The following is a 20,564-nucleotide window of genomic DNA, read 5'->3' as shown; positions in this document are numbered from 1 at the left end:
GGCAGCCTGGCTTTGCCATGCCTGAAGAAAACTTCGGGAGAGTCACCATGCGTGCTGCTCAATTAATAGCTGTTCTGCCACGGGAGCTGCTGGCTTCGGTGGTTGTGTTTCTGGTCGCCCTGCCCTTGTGCATGGGTATCGCCATCGCCTCGGGGCTGCCACCGTCCAAAGGACTGATCACTGGCATCATTGGTGGTCTGGTGGTCGGCTGGCTTGCCGGTTCGCCACTGCAAGTCAGCGGCCCGGCGGCGGGTCTGGCGGTATTGGTGTTCGAACTGGTGCGCCAACATGGTATTGCCATGCTCGGGCCGATCCTGCTGCTGGCGGGTTTTCTGCAATTGGTGGCCGGACGCTTGAAGCTGGGGTGCTGGTTTCGGGTCACCGCGCCCGCGGTGGTGTACGGCATGCTCGCCGGGATTGGGGTGCTGATCGTGCTGTCACAGGTGCATGTAATGCTCGATGCCGTGCCCAAGCCGTCGGGGCTGGATAATCTGGCGGCCTTCCCTGCTGCAGTGATTCAGGCTTTGCCTTCGTTTGGCTGGCAAGCAGGTTTGCTTGGGCTGTCGACCATTGCCGTGATGTGGCTGTGGGAAAAACTGCGCCCGCATTCCCTGCGGTTCGTTCCCGGAGCATTGCTCGGGGTCGGCCTGGCAACGGTCGCCAGCCTGATGCTCACTTTGCAGGTCAAACGCGTGGAAGTCCCGGCCAACCTGGCAGAAGCTATCGACTGGCTGCGCCCGGCAGACTTGCTCAATCTCGCAGACCCGGCCTTGCTGATCGCTGCCTTCGCCGTGGCCTTTATCGCCAGCGCCGAAACCCTGCTCTCGGCCGCCGCCGTGGACCGCATGCACAGTGGACAACGCTCGGACTTCGACCGCGAACTGTCAGCACAAGGCGTCGGCAATATGCTCTGCGGTTTGCTCGGTGCACTGCCGATGACCGGAGTGATCGTGCGCAGTTCGGCCAACGTTCAGGCCGGCGCCACCACCCGACTGTCGACGGTGTTCCACGGTCTGTGGTTGCTGGCGTTCGTGCTGCTGCTATCGAGCGTGCTGCAAAGCATTCCAGTGGCGAGCCTGGCGGGCGTCCTGGTTTACACCGGTTTCAAGCTGGTGGACCTCAAGGCCTTTCGCGGCCTGGGCCGTTATGGCCGGATGCCGATGTTCACCTATGCGGCGACCGCACTGGCGATCATCTTCACCGACCTGCTGACCGGCGTGCTGATCGGCTTCGGTCTGACACTGGCCAAACTGGCGTGGAAGGCTTCGCGCCTGAAAATCAGCCTGATCGATCTTCCAGCGGACGGCGAAATGGAACTGCGATTGGTGGGGGCGGCGACTTTCCTCAAGGTACCGGCGCTGACCCAAGTGCTGGGGACCATTCCGGCAGGCGCAACGGTGCATGTGCCGCTCAATAACCTGAGCTACATCGATCACTCGTGTCTGGAGTTGCTTGAGGAGTGGGGCCGGGCCAATGCGGCCAAGGGTTCGAAGCTGCTGATTGAAGCGCGGGGATTGAAGCGCAGGCTTGAAGGACGGTTACGTACCACAACCGGAGTAGGCTCAGCCGCTTAAAAACAATGTGGGAGCGGGCTTGCTCGCGAAAGCGGTCAATCATTCAACATTAATGTCGACTGATCCGCCGCTTTCGCGAGCAAGCCCGCTCCCACAGGTGTTCAATTGCTACCGTTAAATCAAGCCGCTGGCTGATCCAGCTCAAGGCCCACGCCCAGCTGGCGCGACAGGCATGGCCAGCGCTTCCACGCGGCGCCAGTGTCCGGGCTGTTGAGTTTCTCGCGGTAGGTCTCTACCGATTCCAGCGCGAAACTTTCATCGTTAAGCATCTCGTCCACAGCGTGATGCACCGCCTCATCCAGTTGATTGGCAAATTCCTCGCCGATCAGTTGGTGGGCAATCAGGTTGGCAACAGTCATGTCCAAGGGGATCAATGGCTGGCCAAAATGCTTGATGTACAGGTCGTTGACCTCTTCGACCAACCGATGCGCCAGATAAGCTTCATCCAGCAGACCGTCCAGGCCGATATGACCGGCCATGATCGCCGGCGGCTGGAGGAAGAACTGCTCGGCGATTTTCAATACCGGCTTGATCTGCGATTCGATGCCCGCTTCCCTCGCGACTTCATTGGCTGCGTCCAGCAGGTCCGGCACTTGTTCTATATACGCGGCCACAAAACGCGTCATCACGCCGTTGGCATCGACATCCGGCAATTGGATAGCGGAGTGAAGGTGCGGCAGTTGGGTTTCCAGCTGACGAGTCAACAGGCCGGTCTCGGCCTCATGTTGTTGGGCTTTTTGGATCTGCTCGCGCAATGCGGCGGTGTTCATGAAAACTCCAGGAAACAAAGGCAATGAAATAGGGAAGACATAACTTAGCTGGCTTACGAAAAAGGCTAAGACGCATTTGTCATAATTATTTCATCCTTGAGACGTCTACGTTATATCGATTTGCCACCACTCGTCTGCATCCTTCTCCATTCGCGACCTGGAACGCAAGTCCAACCTGTTTCGGTTGATTTACGCCATCGCGTTGCGAGGTGGCAGTCGCTGTCTATACTCGGTTCTGAATGGAGTTAGCTGATGACGCCCGACTGCATATGCAGCAAGGCTCGGCGATTCAAGTTCGTAGTCTGAAAAAGCCGCTCCCTTGCCGCAGGTGAAAGCCGGCGGGATAAAAAGAACTATAAGGGGAACCCGCAATGATGCGACATCCACATGTCTGGATGGGCCTCCTGTTGTGGTCGATTTTCAGTCAGGCGCAAGCGGCCTGGACTGTGAATATGGCGCCTGGAGCGACTGAAATCAGTCACGCAGTATTCGATCTGCACATGACCATTTTCTGGATCTGTGTAGTGATCGGCATCATCGTCTTCGGCGCCATGTTCTGGTCGATGATGGTCCACCGCCGCTCTACCGGGCAGGTGGCCGCCAAATTTCATGAAAGCACCACCGTCGAAATTCTCTGGACCATCGTGCCCCTGCTTATTCTGGTGGCCATGGCGGTCCCCGCAACCGCCACCCTGATCAAGATGTACGACAACACTGAGCCGGATATCGATATCCAGGTCACCGGCTACCAGTGGAAGTGGCACTACAAATACCTGGGTCAGGACGTCGAATTCTTCAGCAACCTGAACACCCCCGCCGATCAGATCCACAACAAGGAAGCCAAGGGCGAGCATTACCTGTTGGAGGTCGACAAGCCGTTGGTGCTGCCGATCGGTGCCAAGGTGCGCTTTCTGGTGACCTCCGCCGACGTCATCCACTCCTGGTGGGTGCCGGCCTTCGCGGTCAAGCGCGATGCGATTCCGGGCTTCGTCAATGAGTCCTGGACCCGTGTCGAAAAGCCCGGCATCTACCGTGGCCAGTGCGCCGAGCTGTGCGGCAAGGATCACGGCTTCATGCCGATCGTGGTCGAGGTCAAGGAAAAGGCCGATTACGAAACCTGGCTGGGCGAGCGCAAGGCAGAAGCTGCGCAGCTCAAAGAGCTGACCAGCAAGGAATGGACCCTCGATGAGCTCAAGGAGCGCGGCGACAAGGTCTATCACACCGCTTGCGTGGCCTGTCACCAGGCTGAAGGCCAGGGCCTGCCGCCGATGTTCCCGGCACTCAAGGGCTCGAAAATCGCCACCGGGCCGATCAAGGATCACCTGAACATCGTCTTCCACGGCAAGCCCGGCACCTCCATGGCGGCGTTCGGCAAACAGCTGTCTGAAGTCGATATCGCAGCGGTCGTGACCTACGAACGTAACGCCTGGGGCAACAGCAAAGGCGACATGGTCACCCCTAAAGAAGTGCTGGAGCTGAAACAGGCGGAAAGCCAATGACCCGGTTTATTGCGTACGTAAGGAACCGCTCGGGACATGACGCCCCGGCCCGCCCAGCCCATCCGTTTGCAGGAGACAGGCCATGACAGTTGTAGTCGATGACCATGTTCATACCGGCACCGCCCACGCCCACGGCCCCGCCAAAGGCCTGATGCGCTGGGTGCTGACCACCAACCATAAGGATATCGGCACGCTGTACCTGTGGTTCGCGTTCTCCATGTTCCTGCTGGGCGGCTCGTTCGCCATGGTGATCCGGGCCGAACTGTTCCAGCCGGGACTGCAAATCGTCCAGCCGGAATTCTTCAACCAGATGACCACCATGCACGGCCTGGTGATGGTCTTCGGTGCGGTGATGCCGGCCTTCGTCGGCCTCGCCAACTGGATGATCCCGTTGATGATCGGCGCGCCGGACATGGCCCTGCCGCGGATGAACAACTTCAGCTTCTGGCTGTTGCCGGCAGCGTTCCTGCTGCTGGTATCGACCCTGTTCACCCCCGGTGGCGGGCCGAACTTCGGCTGGACCTTCTATGCACCGCTGTCGACGACCTACGCACCGGAAAGCGTGACGTTCTTCATCTTCGCCATCCACTTGATGGGGATCAGTTCGATCATGGGCGCGATCAACGTAATCGCGACCATCCTCAACCTGCGCGCGCCCGGCATGACGTTGATGAAAATGCCGCTGTTCGTCTGGACCTGGCTGATCACCGCATTCCTGCTGATCGCGGTGATGCCGGTACTGGCCGGCTGCGTGACCATGATGCTGATGGACATTCACTTCGGCACCAGCTTCTTCAGTGCCGCCGGTGGCGGTGACCCGGTATTGTTCCAGCATGTGTTCTGGTTCTTCGGTCACCCCGAGGTGTACATCATGATCCTGCCGGCCTTCGGTGCCGTCAGCTCGATCATTCCGGCCTTTTCGCGCAAGCCATTGTTCGGCTACACCTCGATGGTCTACGCCACGGCGAGTATTGCGTTCCTGTCGTTCATCGTCTGGGCGCACCACATGTTCGTGGTCGGCATTCCGCTGGTGGGCGAGTTGTTCTTCATGTACGCCACGCTGCTGATCGCGGTGCCCACCGGGGTCAAGGTGTTCAACTGGGCCAGCACCATGTGGCAAGGCTCGCTGACCTTCGAGACGCCGATGCTGTTCGCCGTGGCGTTCGTCATCCTGTTCTCCATTGGGGGGTTCTCCGGGTTGATGCTGGCCATCGCCCCGGCGGATTTCCAGTACCAGGACACCTACTTCGTGGTCGCGCACTTCCACTACGTGCTGGTGCCGGGGGCGATCTTCGGGATCTTCGCCTCGGCCTACTACTGGATGCCGAAATGGACTGGCCACATGTACGACGAAACCCTCGGCAAGCTGCACTTCTGGCTCTCGTTCATCGGCATGAACCTGGCGTTTTTTCCGATGCACTTCGTGGGCCTGGCGGGCATGCCGCGGCGGATTCCGGACTACAACCTGCAATTCGCCGACTTCAACATGGTGTCGTCGATCGGTGCGTTCATGTTTGGTGCCACGCAGATCTTCTTCCTGTTCATCGTGATCAAGACCATTCGTGGCGGTGAGCCGGCACCGGCCAAACCGTGGGATGGGGCAGAAGGCCTGGAATGGAGCATTCCGTCGCCGGCGCCGTATCACACCTTCACCACACCGCCGGAAGTGAAATGAACGCTCTAGCCTTTGTGGGAGCGGGCTTGCTCGCGAAGCAGGCGCCGCGGTCTGGTAGACGGACCGCGTCATCGTTCTTCGCGAGCAAGCCCGCTCCCACAGGGTTCAATGTGGAGGGCTTGCATCGTGGCTGATTCGATTTCGATGAAGAAACTGGTCACCCGCCTGTTGCTGGTGGTGGTGGCGATGTTTGTCTTCGGCTTTGCCCTGGTGCCGATCTACGACGTGATGTGCAAGGCGTTCGGCATCAACGGCAAAACCTCCGGGCAGTATGAAGGCGAGCAAACAGTCGACGCCTCGCGGCAGGTTCGCGTGCAGTTTCTGTCGACCAACTCCGCCGACATGACCTGGGATTTCTATCCCAAGAGTGATGAGCTGACCGCTCACCCGGGGGCGGTGAACGAGATGATTTTTATCGCCCACAACCCGACCGATCGCCCGATGAGCGCTCAGGCAGTGCCGAGCATCGCGCCCAGCGCAGCCGCAGCGTACTTCCACAAGACCGAATGTTTCTGCTTTACCCAGCAAGTGCTGCAGCCCGGTCAACGCATCGAGATGCCGGTACGGTTCATTGTTGACCGCGACATGCCCAAGGATGTGAAGCACTTGACGCTGTCCTACACGCTGTTCGATATCACCGCACGTCATCCGCCCGTGGCTGTTGCAGCAAGCACCGGCGGCTAGACGTTAAAGCGTGCCCGATAAGGAGAACAATAAATGGCAACTCACGAACATTATTACGTTCCAGCCCAAAGCAAATGGCCGATTATCGCCACGGTCGGCATGTTCGTCACGGTGTTCGGCCTGGGCACCTGGTTCAACGACCTGAAGGCTGCGCGGCCGGAATCCCACGGCCCGCTGATCTTTTTTGTCGGCGGCCTGCTGCTGGCCTACATGCTGTTCGGCTGGTTCGGTACGGTGATCAAGGAAAGTCGCCAAGGGTTGTATAGCGCACAGATGGACCGCTCGTTCCGCTGGGGCATGAGCTGGTTCATTTTCTCCGAGGTGATGTTCTTCATCGCCTTTTTCGGTGCGCTGTTTTATGTGCGCAACATCACGGGCCCGGCACTGGGCGGTGAAGGCACCAAAGGCCTCGCTCACATGCTGTGGCCAACGTTTGAATTCACCTGGCCGCTGCTGAACAACCCGGACCCGAAACTCTTTCCTCCACCCAAGGAAGTCATCAGCCCCTGGGGTCTGCCGCTGCTCAATACCGTGCTGCTGGTGAGTTCCAGCGTCACCGTGACCATCGCTCACCACGCCTTGAAGAAGGGCCATCGCGGCGCATTGAAAATCTGGCTGGCGCTGACCGTGTTGCTCGGTTGCGCGTTCCTCGGTTTCCAGGCGGAAGAGTACATCCACGCTTACCACGAACTGGGCCTGACTCTGGGTTCCGGCATCTACGGTGCAACGTTCTTCATGCTCACCGGTTTCCACGGTGCCCACGTGACCATGGGCACCATCATTCTGTTCGTGATGCTGATGCGGGTCATGCGCGGGCACTTCGATGCCGACCATCAATTCGGCTTCGAGGCGGCGAGCTGGTACTGGCACTTCGTGGATGTGGTGTGGATCGGTCTGTTCGTTTTCGTCTACGTGCTGTAGGAGCGAGCTTGCTCGCTCCTACAGCTACCAAGGCACGTGAGACACCAACTGGCCGCTGAAAAAACCCCAGGCAATCAAGCCGACAGTGGTGGCGGCCAGCGCAACACGAACACTCAAGGCGATGACCAGGCGATTCGAGTGGCTGTCGTCCTTGACCAGAAAAAACAGGCCGCTGAACAGGCTGACAACCGTGGCAATCAGCATCAGGACGATGGCTGCTTTGAGCATGGTGACACTCCGGGGGACAGGCGATGCATTTGAGTATAGCTATCGCGACTACCGACTTTCTGGCGACGCCATGAAGCGCTTCCGGCCGGGCCTCGTGCCGACCCTGGTGGTCGCGATGCTGCTGCCTTTGCTGGTGTCACTCGGGTTCTGGCAGTTGAGCCGGGGCGCGGAGAAAAGCGCACTGCTGCAAAGCTATGCCGAACGCCGGGCGGCCGAACCGATGGCCAGCACCGAACTGCAACACACCGAAAATCCAGCCTTCCGCCGGGTTCGCCTGCACGGCCAGTTCGATGCCGAACACAGCCTGCTGCTGGACAACCGTCAGCGCGACGGCAAGGTCGGGGTCGAACTGCTGCAACCATTCCAGGATCAGGCGACCGGGCTCTGGCTGCTGGTCAATCGCGGCTGGTTGCCGTGGCCGGATCGGCGCACACCGCCGTCATTCACCACCCCGACCCAGGCATTGAGCCTCGACGCCTGGGTCTACGTCTCCCCCGGTGCAACGTTCCAATTGCACGCCGACCCAAACGCCACGACCTGGCCACAACTGATCACCGCCGTTGAGCCGGCCAGGCTCTGGGCGGCGCTTGACCGTGACGGTTTCGCCTATGAATTACGCGCGCAAAGCGGCCCCGCGACCTACCAGGCCGATTGGCCGGTGGTGGTCATGGGGCCGGAAAAACATCTGGCTTATGCCGTGCAGTGGTTTGCCCTGTCGATTGCCCTGCTCGGCCTTTACCTCTATCTCGGATGGCACAACGCAAAGGAGAACAATAATGGGAGCGGCCATGAATCCACCCGGCATGTCTGAGGCCAAAACGCCGGTAAATCGTCGGCGCGGGCGCTTGCAGTTGTTACTGATCGTATTGGGAGTGGTGGGTCCGATGATCCTCGCCACCGGCATGTACAAATTGCAGTTCTGGGTGCCCGATGGCCGCAGTTATCACGGTGAACTGATCGGCAACGGCCAGACCCGCGCCGACATCGGCGTGCAGGCACAAGAAGACCGTTGGCAATTGCTGGTGACAGCGCCCAAGGACTGTTCGGTGGACTGCCAGCAGCTGGTGTATCTGGCGCGGCAGATCCAGATCGGCCTCGGTCGCGATGCCTCCCGCGCCAGCCATGCGCTGGCCATCGCGCAGCCACTGAACAGCGATTACGCGACTAAACTTCAACGCGAGTACCCGCAGTTGCAGCGCTATTCGCTGGACCCGCCGACCTACATCAAAGGCGCTCAGAGCAATGACACGCCGCACCTGTGGATCATCGACCCTCACGGCAATCTGGTGCTGCGCTACGACCCGACGGTGAAGGGCAAGGACCTGCTCAACGACCTGCGCCATTTGCTGAAACTGTCGAACATCGGATAAGGGCATCGTCATGGCCAAACCTGGATTTCGCCTCGCGCTGTTTGCCACCTTGCTGGCACTGATTGTGGTGTTGCTCGGCGCCTACACGCGCCTGACCCACGCCGGCCTCGGCTGTCCGGACTGGCCCGGCTGCTACGGTTTTATCAGCGTGCCGAACAGCGAAGCCCAACTGGCTCATGCCGAACTGCATTTTCCCGATACGCCGGTAGAAGCCCACAAAGGCTGGAACGAGATGCTTCACCGCTACTTCGCCGGCACATTGGGGCTGTTGATCACGGTGCTGGCGGGCCGCGCCTGGACCCATCGTCATCACCCGGGGCAGCCAGTGAAATTACCGTTGTTTGTGCTGGCGGTGGTGTTCGCCCAAGCGGCGTTCGGCATGTGGACGGTGACGCTCAAGCTCTGGCCGCAAGTGGTCACCGGGCATTTGCTGGGCGGCTTTGCGACCTTGAGCCTGTTGTTTCTGCTGACCTTGCGCCTGTCCGGCGTGTTGCCGGCGCTGACCGTGCCTCGACGTTTGCAGCACTGGGCGACCGCCGGGTTGTTGCTGGTGATCGGGCAGATAGCCCTCGGCGGCTGGGTCAGTTCCAATTACGCGGCGGTGGCCTGCATCGATTTTCCGACTTGCCACGGGCAATGGCTGCCACCGGCTGATTTCGCCAACGGCTTTCACCTGACCCAACACATCGGCCCCAATTACCTGGGCGGGCAACTGGACAGCGATGCCCGCACCGCGATTCACCTGACTCACCGCATCGGCGCGTTACTGGTCACCCTTGTGCTGCTCGGTCTGGCCTGGCAACTGAAGGTCGTCGGCATGACGCGCCTGGCTGCCATGGTGCTGATCGCCCTTGCCGCACAAATCACCCTGGGCATCAGCAACGTGCTGTTTCATCTACCTCTGCCGGTGGCTGTCGCGCACAACGCGGGGGGCGCGGCGCTGTTGCTGACGATGGTGCTGGTCAATTACCACGCGCGGACCAGTCTGGTTCGGGTCAAGCAGCCGACACGCTGGCGCTTCAGCCCACGTAAACATTCAGCCGGGCCCATAACAATAAAAGGAGAGATGCCATGGCGATTCTGATCGGCGAACGTCACAGTCAGGCCATCTGGCGGGATTACCTGGAGCTGACCAAGCCCAAAGTGGTGGTGCTGATGCTGATCACCTCGCTGGTCGGCATGTTTCTCGCGACCCGTGCCGGGGTGCCGTGGACGGTGCTGGTGTTCGGCAATCTGGGGATTGCCTTGTGTGCCGGCGGTGCGGCGGCGGTCAACCATGTGGTGGATCGGCGCATCGACGCCGTCATGGCCCGGACTTACAAGCGGCCCTTGGCCGAAGGTCGGGTATCTCCAACGGCGGCGTTGACGTTTGCGCTGGTCCTGGCGCTGACCGGCCAGGCCTTGCTGCTGGCCTTCACCAACCCGTTGACGGCATGGCTGACCCTCGCGTCCTTGCTCGGTTATGCGGTGGTTTATACCGGTTTTCTCAAACGCGCGACGCCGCAGAACATCGTCATCGGCGGCCTCGCTGGTGCGGCCCCGCCGCTGCTCGGCTGGACCGCCGCCACGGGTCATGTCAGTGCCGAACCGTTGCTGCTGGTACTGATCATCTTCGCCTGGACCCCGCCGCACTTCTGGGCGCTGGCGATTCACCGCAAGGAGGAATACGCCAAGGCTGACATTCCGATGCTGCCGGTGACCCATGGCGAGCACTACACCAAAGTCCACATCCTGCTTTATACCTTTGCCTTGCTGGCCGTCAGCCTGATGCCCTACGTGATCCACATGAGCGGCGTCCTCTACCTGATGTGTGCCCTCGCACTGGGCGCGAGGTTTCTGCAATGGGCCGTGGTGCTGTACCGTGGCACTCGGCCGCACGCGGCGATCAACACGTTCAAGTACTCTATCTACTACTTGTTCCTGCTGTTTATCGCGCTGCTCGTAGACCACTACTTACTGTTGATCCTATGACCCGAACCCAGAAAACCGTCTTCATTCTCGTCGCCTTGATCGCGCTGATCCTGGGCCTGACTATCAATAAAGTACTGACCGGGAAAAACCAGGGCGACCCGACGGCACTGATCGATGCGGGGATCATCCTGTTGCCCCAAAGCCGTAACCTGCCGGACGTGAAGATGACCGATCAGGACGGTAAGCCAGTGGCGGTCAACGAGCTCAAAGGCAAGTGGAGTTTGCTGTTCTTCGGCTACACCTTCTGCCCGGACATCTGCCCGACCACCCTCGCACAGCTGCGGCAGATCAAAAGCGAACTACCAGCGGATTCGGTGGACAAGTTGCAGATCGTTCTGGTCAGCGTCGACCCGAATCGCGACACACCCAAGCAACTCAAGCAATACCTGGGCTACTTCGATCCGCAGTTCATCGGGCTGACTGCGTCCTCGGTCGAAGACCTTCAGAAACTGGCCAATGCGGTGAGCATTCCGTTTATTCCGGCGGACACTAGCAAGCCTAATTACACCGTCGACCACAGCGGCAACCTTGCGGTGATCGGGCCGGACGGGACGCAGCGCGGGTTCATTCGTGCACCGTTGAACAACCAGAAGCTGGTGGCGCAGTTGCCGGTGATGCTCAAGCGCGAATAACCAACACAATAACCTGTGGGAGCGGGCTTGCTCGCGAAAGCGGTGTAACAGTCAACATTGATGTTGGATGTTATGACCTCTTCGCGAGCAAGCCCGCTCCCACAGGTACGGTGTTTCAGGCACAAAAAAAGGGGCGCAGTGATTGCGCCCCTTTTTTCGTTTAGATCATCTGATCAGAACGCCGGCAATACCGCGCCTTTGTACTTCTCGAGAATGAAGGCTTTCACTTCCGGGCTGTGCAGGGCAGCAACCAGTTTCTGCATCGCGGCGCTGTTTTTGTCGTCCGGACGGGCAACGAGGATGTTCACGTATGGCGAGTCGTTGCCTTCGATGACCAGCGCGTCCTTGGACGGATCAAGCTTGGCTTCCAGCGCGTAGTTGGTGTTGATCAGCGCCAGGTCGACCTGAGTCAGCACGCGCGGGATGGTCGCGGCTTCCAGTTCACGGAATTTCAGGTCCTTGGTGTTCTCGGTGATGTCCTTCACGGTCGACAGGATGTTGTTCGAATCCTTCAACTTGATCAGGCCAGCCTTCGCCAGCAGCAACAGCGCACGACCGCCGTTGGTAGCGTCGTTCGGGATCACCACGTTGGCGCCGCCCGGCAGCTCGGTCAGCGTTTTGTACTTGCTGGAGTAAGCGCCCAGCGGCTCCAGGTGCACACCGGCAACGCTGACGAGGTTAGTGCCCTTGGCCTTGTTGAACTCATCCAGGTACGGCTGGTGCTGGAAGAAGTTGGCGTCCAGACGCTTCTCGGCCACCTGTACGTTCGGCTGGATGTAGTCGGTGAAGACTTTAACCTTCAGGTCCACGCCTTCTTTGGCCAGGGCCGGTTTAACGAACTCGAGGATTTCCGCGTGAGGCACCGGGGTGGCCGCGACGGTCAGGGTGTCGGCAGCGTGTGCGGAAAAGGCTGCAACGGCAGCGAACGCGACGAGTAGTTTTTTCATTCAGCTAACTCCTTGTGAGGCGCCCGTTTGGCGCCTGCCAGCGAATGGCCGGCTCATGTCTTGGTTACGTGAACTGTTTATTTGCGTGAGAAATGGACAACCAATTTGTCGCCAACGGTTTGCAGCACTTGAACCAGCATCAGCAGCAACACCACCGTCACAACCATCACATCCGTCTGGAAACGCTGGTAACCGAAACGGATCGCCAGGTCGCCCAGGCCGCCAGCGCCGACCACACCGGCCATTGCCGTGTAGGACACCAGTGTAATCGCTGTCACCGTAATCGCCGCGAAGATGCCCGGGCGGGCTTCCGGCAGCAAGGCATTGGTGATGATCTGACGTGTCGTCGCACCCATGGCTTGGGTCGCCTCGATGATGCCGCGATCCACTTCACGCAAAGCGGTTTCCACCAATCGCGCGAAGAACGGCGTGGCGCCCACCACCAAGGGTGGAATCGCACCGGCGACACCCAAGGAGGTGCCAGTGATCAACACCGTGAACGGAATCATCACGATCAGCAAAATGATGAACGGCAGCGAACGCAGAATGTTCACCATCAGCGACAACATCGCGTAGACGCCTTTGGCTTCCAGCAACTGGCGCGGGCTGCACAGGAACAACAACACGCCCAGCGGCAGACCCAACAGCACGGTGAACAACAGAGAACCGCCGAGCATCAGCAGGGTGTCGCAGGTAGCCAGCCAGATTTCGTACCAGTCGATATTGGAAAAGAAACTCATCAGGACTTCCATCAGCGCAGCACCTCCATGTGGACGTCAGCTGCGGTGAAGTGAGCAAACGCCGCTTCCATGTCGCCACCGGTGACGGCCAGGGTCAATTGCCCGTAAGGGACGTCTTTGATGCGATCGATGCGACCCGCCAGGATGCTGTAGTCCACGCCCGTTTCCCGGGCGACGGTACCCAGCAATGGCGCGTAGGTCGCTTCGCCCTGGAAGGTCAGGCGAACGATGCGCCCCGGTACGTGGGCGAAGTCATCGCGCTGTTCGCTTTCGTCGATTTGCTCGTCTTCCTGCACGAAGCGCTTGGTGGTCGGGTGCTTGGGATGCAGGAACACCTCGGCCACCGGACCCTGCTCGACGATCTTGCCGGCATCCATCACCGCCACCTGATCGCAGACCCGACGGATCACGTCCATTTCGTGGGTGATCAGGACGATGGTCAGCTTCAACTCGCGGTTGATTTCGGCCAGTAGTTGCAGGACCGACGCCGTGGTCTGCGGGTCCAGGGCACTGGTGGCTTCATCGCACAGCAGGATTTTCGGCTTGGTTGCCAAGGCCCGGGCGATGCCGACACGCTGCTTCTGACCACCGGACAGTTGCGCCGGGTATTTTTTTGCATGGTCGGACAAGCCAACCCGCTCCAGCAACTGCGCCACACGCTGGTCGATCTCGCTGCGCGACAGTTCACCAGCGAGCGTCAGCGGCAGCGCGACGTTGTCGGCCACGGTCTTGGACGCCAACAGGTTGAAGTGCTGGAAAATCATCCCGACCTGCTGACGGAAGCGCCGCAGGCTATTGGCATCCAGCGCGGTGATTTCTTCACCATCGACGATGATCTTGCCGCCACTGGCGTCTTCCAGGCGGTTGATCAGGCGCAGCAGCGTACTTTTTCCCGCGCCGGAATGGCCGATCAGGCCAAAGACCTGACCATTCTCAATCGTCAGACTGGTCGGATGCAGGGCGGGAATATCCTTACCGGCGACGCGGTAAGTTTTATGGACGTTTTGAAACTCGATCACGTAGCGAACCTTGTGGGGCGCGTTAGAAAAGGATCAGCGGTTAGCCGGGCGCGCATTTTAGCCTGTCCGTATAGAGGTTCTTAGCATTTATTTCGCATTCATCCAGCGATTTGGCAATAACGCGATCAAAGGTCAGAAAAAAGGAACGGCGCAAGCTCCTCATCAGTCACTGATTTAGCAACTCGAAAATGCCTGGGTGCCGTCCTGGGCCAATTGCTCTTGAATCCTGGCTACGACGGGAATCGCAACGAGGAGTTTACGTCTGATGAGTACTAAAAAGCCTGCCGCCCCCAAAAGTGCACTGGCCGGGACCGATACCCTGGACCGCAGCAACACCAACGCCAAGCTCGACAGCCTGGAAAAATTTCGCTCCGATGCCACCGAACAGGCCCTGCGCACCAACCAGGGCGTGAAGGTCGCGGACAATCAGAACACGTTGAAGGGCGGCGCCCGCGGGCCGTCGTTGCTGGAAGATTTCATCATGCGTGAAAAGATCACGCACTTTGACCACGAACGCATTCCCGAGCGCATCGTCCATGCCCGCGGCACCGGCGCCCATGGTTACTTCCAGGCGTATGAAACCCATTCCGTACTGACCAAGGCCGGGTTCCTACAAGACCCAAGCCAAAAAACGCCGGTTTTTGTGCGCTTTTCCACGGTGCAAGGTCCGCGCGGGTCAGGCGATACCGTGCGGGACGTACGAGGTTTCGCGGTAAAGTTTTTCACCGACGAAGGTAACTTCGATCTGGTGGGCAACAACATGCCGGTGTTCTTCATTCAGGATGCGATCAAGTTCCCTGACTTCGTACACGCGGTAAAACCCGAACCTCACAACGAGATTCCTACCGGCGGCTCGGCCCACGACACCTTCTGGGACTTTGTGTCCCTGGTGCCGGAATCCGCGCACATGGTGATCTGGACCATGTCCGACCGGGCGATCCCCAAAAGCCTGCGCACCATGCAGGGCTTCGGCGTGCACACGTTCCGCATGATCAACGCCGAAGGCAAAGCGCACTTCGTCAAATTCCACTGGCGCCCCGCTGCCGGCACCTGCTCGCTGGTGTGGGATGAAGCGCAGAAGCTCGCCGGTAAAGACACCGACTTCCACCGTCGTGATCTCTGGGAGGCCATTGAGACGGGGGATTACCCGGAATGGGAATTGGGTGTACAGGTTATCGAGGAAGAAAGCGAACATGCCTTTGATTTCGACATCCTCGACCCGACCAAACTGATCCCTGAAGAAGTGGTGCCGATCACTCCGCTAGGCAAGATGGTACTCAACCGCAACCCAGACAACTTCTTCGCCGAAACCGAGCAGGTCGCCTTCTGCCCCGGGCATATCGTGCCGGGGATCGATTTCTCCAATGACCCGTTGCTGCAAGGTCGGTTGTTTTCCTACACCGATACGCAGATCAGCCGACTCGGTGGGCCGAACTTTCACGAGATCCCGATCAACCGCCCGGTGTCGCCATTCCACAACGGTCAACGGGATGCCCAACATCGCACCACCATCGACAAGGGACGCGCTTCCTACGAGCCGAACTCCATCGACAGTGGCTGGCCGAAGGAAACCCCACCGGCAGCGCAGAACGGCGGCTTCGAGACTTATCCGGAGCGCATCGACGCTGCGAAAATCCGTCAGCGCAGCGAGTCGTTCAGCGACCACTTCTCTCAAGCGCGGCTGTTTTTCCACAGCATGAGCAAGCACGAACAGGAACACATCATCGCGGCTTACAGCTTTGAGTTGGGCAAGGTCGAACGCGAGTTTATTCGTGCACGTCAGGTGAATGAGATCCTCGCCAATATCGATCTGGAACTGGCCAAACGCGTGGCGCAGAACCTGGGCTTGCCGGTACCGAAGGCTGGAACGGTCGAGGTGCGTAAAACTTCACTGGATCACTCCCCCGCCCTGAGCCAGGCCAACCTGCTGTCGGGGGACATCAAAACCCGAAAAGTGGCGATTCTGGCAGCCAATGGGGTAGATGGCGCGGCGATTGATGCGATGAAGCAGGCACTGATGGCCGAAGGCGCGCACGCCAAACTGCTCGGCCCGACCTCGGCCCCCGTCACAACCGCCGATGGCAAAACGTTGCCGGTGGATGCATCGATGGAAGGTCTGCCTTCAGTAGCATTCGACGCAGTGTTCGTGCCGGGTGGCGCGGCGTCGATCAAGGCGCTGAGCACTGATGGCGTGGCGTTGCATTATCTGCTGGAGGCGTACAAGCACTTGAAAGCAATTGCGCTGCATAGCGAGGCCAGGCAGTTGCTGGATGTATTGAAACTGGAAGTGGATGCGGGGTTGATCGTGGGTAACGATGCCAAGCTGTTCCAGGCGTTTTTTGCCGCGATCGGTCAGCATCGGGTGTGGGATAGGGAGCCTAAGGCCAAGGCGGTTCCGGCTTAAGATTTTTATCGTTAGGAAGGGCGCCTTCGCGGGCAAGCCTNGTCGCCTGACATACCGCTTTCGCGAGCAAGCCCGCTCCCACATGGGTTGCGCTTAACTGACTGGCATTTAGGGCAAGCCTCGTTCCTACAGGGTTGGTGTCGATTTCGAAATCAGCGCGGACCTGAGCGAGGCTTGCCCGCGAAGCTTTTAAGGCTTGCGCGGACTCAAAACCATCTGCGCCGGGATATTGCGCAGAATCTGCTTCTTCAGCTTCAGATCAAACCCCGAATCCAGCTTCTTCACCCGTTTGGTCAGCAGCGTGGCCAGCCATGGGTAATCCTGGGTGCGCGGCGCCTGAATGCTCACGTCGCATTGATAATTCACCACATCGGCGGCGATGGCATCCAGTTGACGACGAAGCTTGCTCATGTCGGCGAGGTTCAACGCCACCGTAGTGCTTTCCGCCGTCGGATCGATGACTTTGGCCTGAGGTTTGGCTTCGGCAGCCTTAAGTGCCGCTTCGGCTTTATCCAGTTCAGCCTTGCGCGCATGAACAATGGCGCTGTTGACGCCACCGGTCAGCGCCGGAGCCTTGGGCATCAATACGCGGGCACGGCTGAGGGCAGTGGCCGCGGCATTCACATCACCTTTTTGCAACACGATCTGGCTACGCAGCAAATAGGCTTCGGCCAATTGCCGCTGGTATTGCTCGAGGGATTGATCGTTGGGTGACTCGGCCTGCAAGGCTGCCAATTGTCCTTCGGCCGTGGCCAGCTCGCTGCTGGCCAGGCTTTGTTCCAGCTGTGCGATGGCCGTGGCCCGCGCATCGGGAGCCTCGGTGGCTGCCGGTGGCGTGCTTTGGCAAGCGCCCAGCAGCAGCGAAAATGCGACAAGGAGCAGATAACGGGAGGCGAACGGCTTCATTCCTGCGACTCTCTATTTGCGCAAAAAACGAGCAAGTCTACACCCCTCGACGGGGCAGGACAAAACTCAGCAGAAACAGCGCGGCGGCCGTTACCACAATCGATGGGCCGGCCGGGGTGTCCTTGAACCAGGACAACGCCAACCCGCCACACACCGCGAGCATGCCCAGCAGGCTCGCGCCCAGTGCCATCTGCTCCGGCGAACGGGCGTGACGCTGTGCCGCAGCCGCCGGAATAATCAGTAACGAAGTAATCAGCAACACGCCGACGATTTTCATCGCCACCGCGATCACTACAGCGATCAGCAACATCAAGGCCAGGCGCAAAGCCGCCACGGGCAAACCTTCCACTTTGGCCAATTCTTCGTGCACCGTGATCGCGAGCAAAGGTCGCCACAACGTGACCAGCAATGCCAGCACCGCCGCGCTACCGCCGAGAATCCAGGCCAGATCGGTCGGGCTGATCGCCAGCAAGTCGCCGAACAGATAAGCCATCAGGTCGATCCGCACTTCATGCATGAAGCTTAGTACCACCAAGCCCAGGGAGAGCGTGCTCGGTGCGAGAATTCCCAAAAGCGTGTCGGACGCCAGTGGCTGACGTTGTTGCAACGTCACCAGCAATACCGCCAGCAACAAGCAGCCTACAGTCACGGCAACGGTCGGGCTGACATCCAGCAGAAAACCCAGCGCCACGCCGAGCAGTGCGGCGTGGGAAAGGGTGTCGCCGAAATAGGCCATGCGCCGCCAGACCACGAACGAACCCAACGGACCCGCGACCAGCGCCAGGGCCAGACCTGCAAGCAGGGCATAAAGCAGAAAATCAGCCATGCTTGCAGCTATCTCCATGAACGTGAGTCGACGGGACCGCGCTGACCACCGAGCCATGCAGGTCGTGGGCGTGGTCGTGATGGTGGTGATAAATCGCCAGGCTTTGTGCGTTTTTTCCGAACAACTCGACGAACGCAGGATCGCCGCTGACCTGCTCGGGATGCCCGGAACAGCAGACGTGGCGGTTCAGGCACACCACTTGGTCGGTGGTACTCATCACCAGATGCAGATCATGAGAAACCATCAATACGCCGCAGCCGTGACGGTCACGAAGACGCGTGATCAGACTGTACAGCTCGGCTTGACCGGCCACATCGACGCCTTGCACCGGCTCATCGAGCACCAGCAATTCCGGCTCGCGCAATAATGCCCGCGCCAGTAGCACCCGCTGCATTTCGCCACCGGAAACACTTTGCACGGGGCTGTCGATGACTTGTTCGGCGCCGACTTCCTTGAGGGCCGCCAAGGCCCGAGTGCGATCCACGCCCGGCACCAGACGCAAGAAGCGCAGCACCGAAAGCGGCAGGGTCGGATCGACGTGAAGTTTTTGCGGCATGTAACCGACCCGCAGTTTCGGCTTGCGCCACACGCTGCCGCTGTCCGGCTTCAACAGGCCGAGCACCGCGCGTACCAGCGTGGTTTTGCCGGCACCGTTGGGGCCGATCAGGGTGACGATCTGCCCCGGCTCGACGCTCAGCTCGATGTTGTCCAGCACGTTTTGCCCGGCAAAGGTGACGGCCACCTGCTCGAGGCGAATCAGCGCGTTGCTCATCAAGCCCCCTGGCAACCCGAGCAGAGACCAATGACTTCAACGGTCTGGGCCTCGACGATAAATCCGACATCTTTGGCGCTATCGATGATCGCGTCGCTGATGGATTTCTGTTCGAGCTCAATCGCGGCGTGGCATTCGCGGCAGATCAGGAACTGGCCCTGGTGAGCATGTTCCGGGTGATTGCAGCCGACGAAAGCGTTCAGCGAGGAGATGCGGTGCACCAGGCCGTTTTCCAGCAGGAAATCCAGCGCGCGGTACACGGTCGGAGGCGCGGCGCGGCGGCCGTCCTGCTCGCTGAGCACCGCCAGAATGTCGTAGGCACCCAGCGGTTTGTGGCTTTGCCAGACCAGTTCCAGCACCCGCCGGCGCAAGGCAGTGAGCCGCAGCCCCTGACGAGCGCACAAGACATCGGCCTCAGACAATGCGCTATGGACGCAATGAGAGTGGTCGTGGGGACGGCTGGCAATCGGTGTTTTAGGCATGAGCGGCGACGAGTTTTGTGAGAGACGTTATTATGTTACCCGTTCTCGCCTCTTCGAGTGGTCATCGTGTCCCGACTTTTTTCTATCTTTGTCGCATTTGTCGCCAGTTTCCTGCTGATCGGATCAGCTCAAGCCGAAGTCAAAGTGCTCACCAGCATCAAGCCCCTGCAGCTGATCGCCGCTGCGGTACAGGACGGTATAGCGGTTCCGGAAGTCTTGCTACCGCCCGGCGCCTCACCTCATAACTACGCCTTGCGCCCTTCCGACGTACGGAAAGTGCAATCGGTGGATCTGGTGTACTGGATCGGCCCGGACATGGAAGGTTTCCTGCCTCGCGTGCTGAAAGGTCGTACGTTGCCCAGCGTCGCGGTGCAGGATTTGCCTGGGCTGAAACTGCGACATTTCGCCGAAGACAATCACTCCCACGCTGAAGAAGCCGACGAGCATGACCATGATCATCGCCCTGGCAGCCTGGATGCACACTTGTGGTTGTCACCGATCAACGCCCGCGTGATCGCTACCAAAATGGCCACCGATCTGAGTGCTGTAGATCCGGCCAACGCGGCGCGCTACCAGAGCAATCTCAAGGCGTTCGATGAGCGTCTCGATGCTTTGGACCTGCGCCTGAAGGCCCGCCTGGCGGGCATCGCGGGCAAACCTTACTTCGTGTTCCACGAAGCCTTCGACTACTTCGAAGACGCTTACGGCCTCAAGCACGCCGGCGTGTTCAGTGTCGCTGCCGAAGTGCAGCCCGGTGCCCAGCACGTGGCAGCGATGCGCACGCGGTTGCAGGAAGTCGGCAAGACCTGCGTGTTCAGCGAACCACCGCTGCGCCCGCGCCTGGCAGAAACCCTGGTGGCCGGGCTGCCGGTGAAACTGGCGGAACTGGACGCACTGGGCGGGTACACGCCAGCGACCGCTCAGGGGTATGAGCAGTTGCTGGAAAAGCTGGGGAATGATTTGGCGGGGTGTCTGGAGTCGTTGTAACCGTCCCGCAGAACTGTGGCGAGGGGGCTTGCCCCCGTTGGAGTGCGAAGCGCTCCCATGCGGTCTACCTGACCGACTCATTTGGGGCTGCTCCGGAGAGTGTCAGATTTTTTGTGTGCGGGCCGGTAACGGCCTGCCGTCAGGCAGGCCTTCATTT

The 20,564-nt window shown here is 59.7% G+C and carries 21 protein-coding genes; 12 read left to right on the top strand and 9 right to left on the bottom strand.

Going from position 1 to position 20,564, the window contains the following annotated elements:
- The first annotated feature begins 47 nt into the window (after positions 1-47).
- Positions 48-1,574, top strand: coding sequence for a SulP family inorganic anion transporter (locus IC37_RS25195; protein ID WP_030129644.1), 1,527 nt, complete (start codon positions 48-50; stop codon positions 1,572-1,574).
- 119 nt (positions 1,575-1,693) lie between these two features.
- On the opposite strand, the gene IC37_RS25190 is transcribed toward IC37_RS25195, so the two are convergent.
- A complete protein-coding gene (locus tag IC37_RS25190; RefSeq protein ID WP_030129645.1) occupies positions 1,694-2,344 on the bottom strand; it encodes a hypothetical protein in 651 nt (216 codons plus the stop codon).
- A gap of 371 nt (positions 2,345-2,715) precedes the next feature.
- Between IC37_RS25190 and coxB the strand changes: the two genes are divergently transcribed.
- The 4 genes from coxB to IC37_RS25170 all read left to right on the top strand — a co-directional run bounded on the left by coxB (position 2,716) and on the right by IC37_RS25170 (position 7,123).
- On the top strand, positions 2,716-3,843 hold the full coding sequence (gene coxB / locus IC37_RS25185; protein WP_030129646.1) for a cytochrome c oxidase subunit II: 1,128 nt from the start codon (positions 2,716-2,718) through the stop codon (positions 3,841-3,843).
- Between the two features lie 82 nt (positions 3,844-3,925).
- The gene (ctaD, locus tag IC37_RS25180; RefSeq protein ID WP_030129647.1) at positions 3,926-5,518 is read left to right on the top strand and encodes a cytochrome c oxidase subunit I; all 1,593 of its coding nucleotides are present in this window, start codon (positions 3,926-3,928) and stop codon (positions 5,516-5,518) included.
- A gap of 126 nt (positions 5,519-5,644) precedes the next feature.
- The gene (locus IC37_RS25175) at positions 5,645-6,202 is read left to right on the top strand and encodes a cytochrome c oxidase assembly protein (protein ID WP_030129648.1); all 558 of its coding nucleotides are present in this window, start codon (positions 5,645-5,647) and stop codon (positions 6,200-6,202) included.
- Positions 6,203-6,235: 33 nt separating this feature from the next.
- Positions 6,236-7,123, top strand: a complete 888-nt coding sequence (locus IC37_RS25170; protein ID WP_030129649.1) for a cytochrome c oxidase subunit 3 — start codon at positions 6,236-6,238, stop codon at positions 7,121-7,123.
- A gap of 24 nt (positions 7,124-7,147) precedes the next feature.
- On the opposite strand, the gene IC37_RS25165 is transcribed toward IC37_RS25170, so the two are convergent.
- Positions 7,148-7,351, bottom strand: a complete 204-nt coding sequence (locus tag IC37_RS25165) for a twin transmembrane helix small protein (protein ID WP_030129650.1) — start codon at positions 7,349-7,351, stop codon at positions 7,148-7,150.
- A gap of 70 nt (positions 7,352-7,421) precedes the next feature.
- Between IC37_RS25165 and IC37_RS25160 the strand changes: the two genes are divergently transcribed.
- Genes IC37_RS25160 through IC37_RS25140 form a run of 5 tightly spaced genes read left to right on the top strand, consistent with a single transcriptional unit; the run spans position 7,422 to position 11,324 of the window.
- Positions 7,422-8,162, top strand: coding sequence for an SURF1 family protein (locus tag IC37_RS25160; RefSeq protein WP_030129651.1), 741 nt, complete (start codon positions 7,422-7,424; stop codon positions 8,160-8,162).
- A complete protein-coding gene (locus IC37_RS25155; RefSeq protein WP_030129652.1) occupies positions 8,128-8,721 on the top strand; it encodes a hypothetical protein in 594 nt (197 codons plus the stop codon). Before IC37_RS25160 ends, IC37_RS25155 begins: the two co-directional genes overlap by 35 nt.
- Positions 8,722-8,731: 10 nt before the next feature.
- On the top strand, positions 8,732-9,805 hold the full coding sequence (locus IC37_RS25150) for a heme A synthase (RefSeq protein ID WP_030129653.1): 1,074 nt from the start codon (positions 8,732-8,734) through the stop codon (positions 9,803-9,805).
- Positions 9,793-10,692, top strand: coding sequence for a heme o synthase (gene cyoE, locus IC37_RS25145; RefSeq protein WP_030129654.1), 900 nt, complete (start codon positions 9,793-9,795; stop codon positions 10,690-10,692). The genes IC37_RS25150 and cyoE overlap by 13 nt, the downstream gene beginning before the upstream one ends.
- Positions 10,689-11,324: an SCO family protein gene (locus tag IC37_RS25140; protein WP_030129655.1), complete on the top strand. Its 636-nt coding sequence runs from the start codon at positions 10,689-10,691 to the stop codon at positions 11,322-11,324. The genes cyoE and IC37_RS25140 overlap by 4 nt, the downstream gene beginning before the upstream one ends.
- Before the next feature lie 173 nt (positions 11,325-11,497).
- On the opposite strand, the gene IC37_RS25135 is transcribed toward IC37_RS25140, so the two are convergent.
- From IC37_RS25135 to IC37_RS25125, 3 genes are all read right to left on the bottom strand, one after another.
- Positions 11,498-12,271: a MetQ/NlpA family ABC transporter substrate-binding protein gene (locus IC37_RS25135; RefSeq protein ID WP_030129656.1), complete on the bottom strand. Its 774-nt coding sequence runs from the start codon at positions 12,269-12,271 to the stop codon at positions 11,498-11,500.
- A 77-nt stretch (positions 12,272-12,348) separates the two neighbouring features.
- Positions 12,349-13,023: a methionine ABC transporter permease gene (locus tag IC37_RS25130; protein ID WP_030129657.1), complete on the bottom strand. Its 675-nt coding sequence runs from the start codon at positions 13,021-13,023 to the stop codon at positions 12,349-12,351.
- Entirely contained in the window at positions 13,023-14,030 is a 1,008-nt protein-coding gene (locus IC37_RS25125) for a methionine ABC transporter ATP-binding protein (RefSeq protein ID WP_030129658.1), read from the bottom strand. Before IC37_RS25125 ends, IC37_RS25130 begins: the two co-directional genes overlap by 1 nt.
- A gap of 265 nt (positions 14,031-14,295) precedes the next feature.
- On the opposite strand from IC37_RS25125, the gene katE reads away from it, so the two are divergent.
- On the top strand, positions 14,296-16,434 hold the full coding sequence (katE, locus tag IC37_RS25120) for a catalase HPII (protein WP_030129659.1): 2,139 nt from the start codon (positions 14,296-14,298) through the stop codon (positions 16,432-16,434).
- A gap of 189 nt (positions 16,435-16,623) precedes the next feature.
- On the opposite strand, the gene IC37_RS25115 is transcribed toward katE, so the two are convergent.
- Genes IC37_RS25115 through zur form a run of 4 tightly spaced genes read right to left on the bottom strand, consistent with a single transcriptional unit; the run spans position 16,624 to position 19,420 of the window.
- Positions 16,624-17,340, bottom strand: a complete 717-nt coding sequence (locus tag IC37_RS25115; protein WP_030129660.1) for a PA5502 family lipoprotein — start codon at positions 17,338-17,340, stop codon at positions 16,624-16,626.
- Between the two features lie 37 nt (positions 17,341-17,377).
- Positions 17,378-18,166: a zinc ABC transporter permease subunit ZnuB gene (znuB, locus tag IC37_RS25110; RefSeq protein ID WP_030129661.1), complete on the bottom strand. Its 789-nt coding sequence runs from the start codon at positions 18,164-18,166 to the stop codon at positions 17,378-17,380.
- Complete coding sequence (gene znuC / locus IC37_RS25105; RefSeq protein ID WP_030129662.1) at positions 18,159-18,938, bottom strand: zinc ABC transporter ATP-binding protein ZnuC; 780 nt, start codon at positions 18,936-18,938, stop codon at positions 18,159-18,161. The genes znuB and znuC overlap by 8 nt, the downstream gene beginning before the upstream one ends.
- Positions 18,938-19,420: a zinc uptake transcriptional repressor Zur gene (gene zur / locus IC37_RS25100; RefSeq protein WP_008076248.1), complete on the bottom strand. Its 483-nt coding sequence runs from the start codon at positions 19,418-19,420 to the stop codon at positions 18,938-18,940. The genes znuC and zur overlap by 1 nt, the downstream gene beginning before the upstream one ends.
- 66 nt (positions 19,421-19,486) lie before the next feature.
- Here zur and IC37_RS25095 point away from each other — a divergent pair, with 66 nt between their 5' ends.
- Positions 19,487-20,407: a zinc ABC transporter substrate-binding protein ZnuA gene (locus IC37_RS25095; protein ID WP_030129663.1), complete on the top strand. Its 921-nt coding sequence runs from the start codon at positions 19,487-19,489 to the stop codon at positions 20,405-20,407.
- Positions 20,408-20,564: the final 157 nt, after the last annotated feature.

The organism is Pseudomonas sp. QTF5 (assembly GCF_000512695.2).
Taxonomy (GTDB): Bacteria; Pseudomonadota; Gammaproteobacteria; order Pseudomonadales; family Pseudomonadaceae; genus Aquipseudomonas.
Note: the sequence above shows the minus strand (reverse complement) of the source record. Positions and strands in the feature narration are given on the sequence as shown.

Excerpts from the sequence above, each read along its gene's own strand:
- IC37_RS25195 (WP_030129644.1), top strand. The coding sequence starts at position 48 with ATGCGTGCTGCTCAATTAATAGCTGTTCTGCCACGGGAGCTGCTGGCT.
- IC37_RS25190 (WP_030129645.1), bottom strand. The coding sequence starts at position 2,344 with ATGAACACCGCCGCATTGCGCGAGCAGATCCAAAAAGCCCAACAACAT.
- coxB (WP_030129646.1), top strand. The coding sequence starts at position 2,716 with ATGATGCGACATCCACATGTCTGGATGGGCCTCCTGTTGTGGTCGATT.
- ctaD (WP_030129647.1), top strand. The coding sequence starts at position 3,926 with ATGACAGTTGTAGTCGATGACCATGTTCATACCGGCACCGCCCACGCC.
- IC37_RS25170 (WP_030129649.1), top strand. The coding sequence starts at position 6,236 with ATGGCAACTCACGAACATTATTACGTTCCAGCCCAAAGCAAATGGCCG.
- IC37_RS25165 (WP_030129650.1), bottom strand. The coding sequence starts at position 7,351 with ATGCTCAAAGCAGCCATCGTCCTGATGCTGATTGCCACGGTTGTCAGC.
- IC37_RS25160 (WP_030129651.1), top strand. The coding sequence starts at position 7,422 with ATGAAGCGCTTCCGGCCGGGCCTCGTGCCGACCCTGGTGGTCGCGATG.
- IC37_RS25155 (WP_030129652.1), top strand. The coding sequence starts at position 8,128 with ATGGGAGCGGCCATGAATCCACCCGGCATGTCTGAGGCCAAAACGCCG.
- IC37_RS25150 (WP_030129653.1), top strand. The coding sequence starts at position 8,732 with ATGGCCAAACCTGGATTTCGCCTCGCGCTGTTTGCCACCTTGCTGGCA.
- cyoE (WP_030129654.1), top strand. The coding sequence starts at position 9,793 with ATGGCGATTCTGATCGGCGAACGTCACAGTCAGGCCATCTGGCGGGAT.
- IC37_RS25140 (WP_030129655.1), top strand. The coding sequence starts at position 10,689 with ATGACCCGAACCCAGAAAACCGTCTTCATTCTCGTCGCCTTGATCGCG.
- IC37_RS25135 (WP_030129656.1), bottom strand. The coding sequence starts at position 12,271 with ATGAAAAAACTACTCGTCGCGTTCGCTGCCGTTGCAGCCTTTTCCGCA.
- IC37_RS25130 (WP_030129657.1), bottom strand. The coding sequence starts at position 13,023 with ATGGAAGTCCTGATGAGTTTCTTTTCCAATATCGACTGGTACGAAATC.
- katE (WP_030129659.1), top strand. The coding sequence starts at position 14,296 with ATGAGTACTAAAAAGCCTGCCGCCCCCAAAAGTGCACTGGCCGGGACC.
- IC37_RS25115 (WP_030129660.1), bottom strand. The coding sequence starts at position 17,340 with ATGAAGCCGTTCGCCTCCCGTTATCTGCTCCTTGTCGCATTTTCGCTG.
- znuB (WP_030129661.1), bottom strand. The coding sequence starts at position 18,166 with ATGGCTGATTTTCTGCTTTATGCCCTGCTTGCAGGTCTGGCCCTGGCG.
- znuC (WP_030129662.1), bottom strand. The coding sequence starts at position 18,938 with ATGAGCAACGCGCTGATTCGCCTCGAGCAGGTGGCCGTCACCTTTGCC.
- zur (WP_008076248.1), bottom strand. The coding sequence starts at position 19,420 with ATGCCTAAAACACCGATTGCCAGCCGTCCCCACGACCACTCTCATTGC.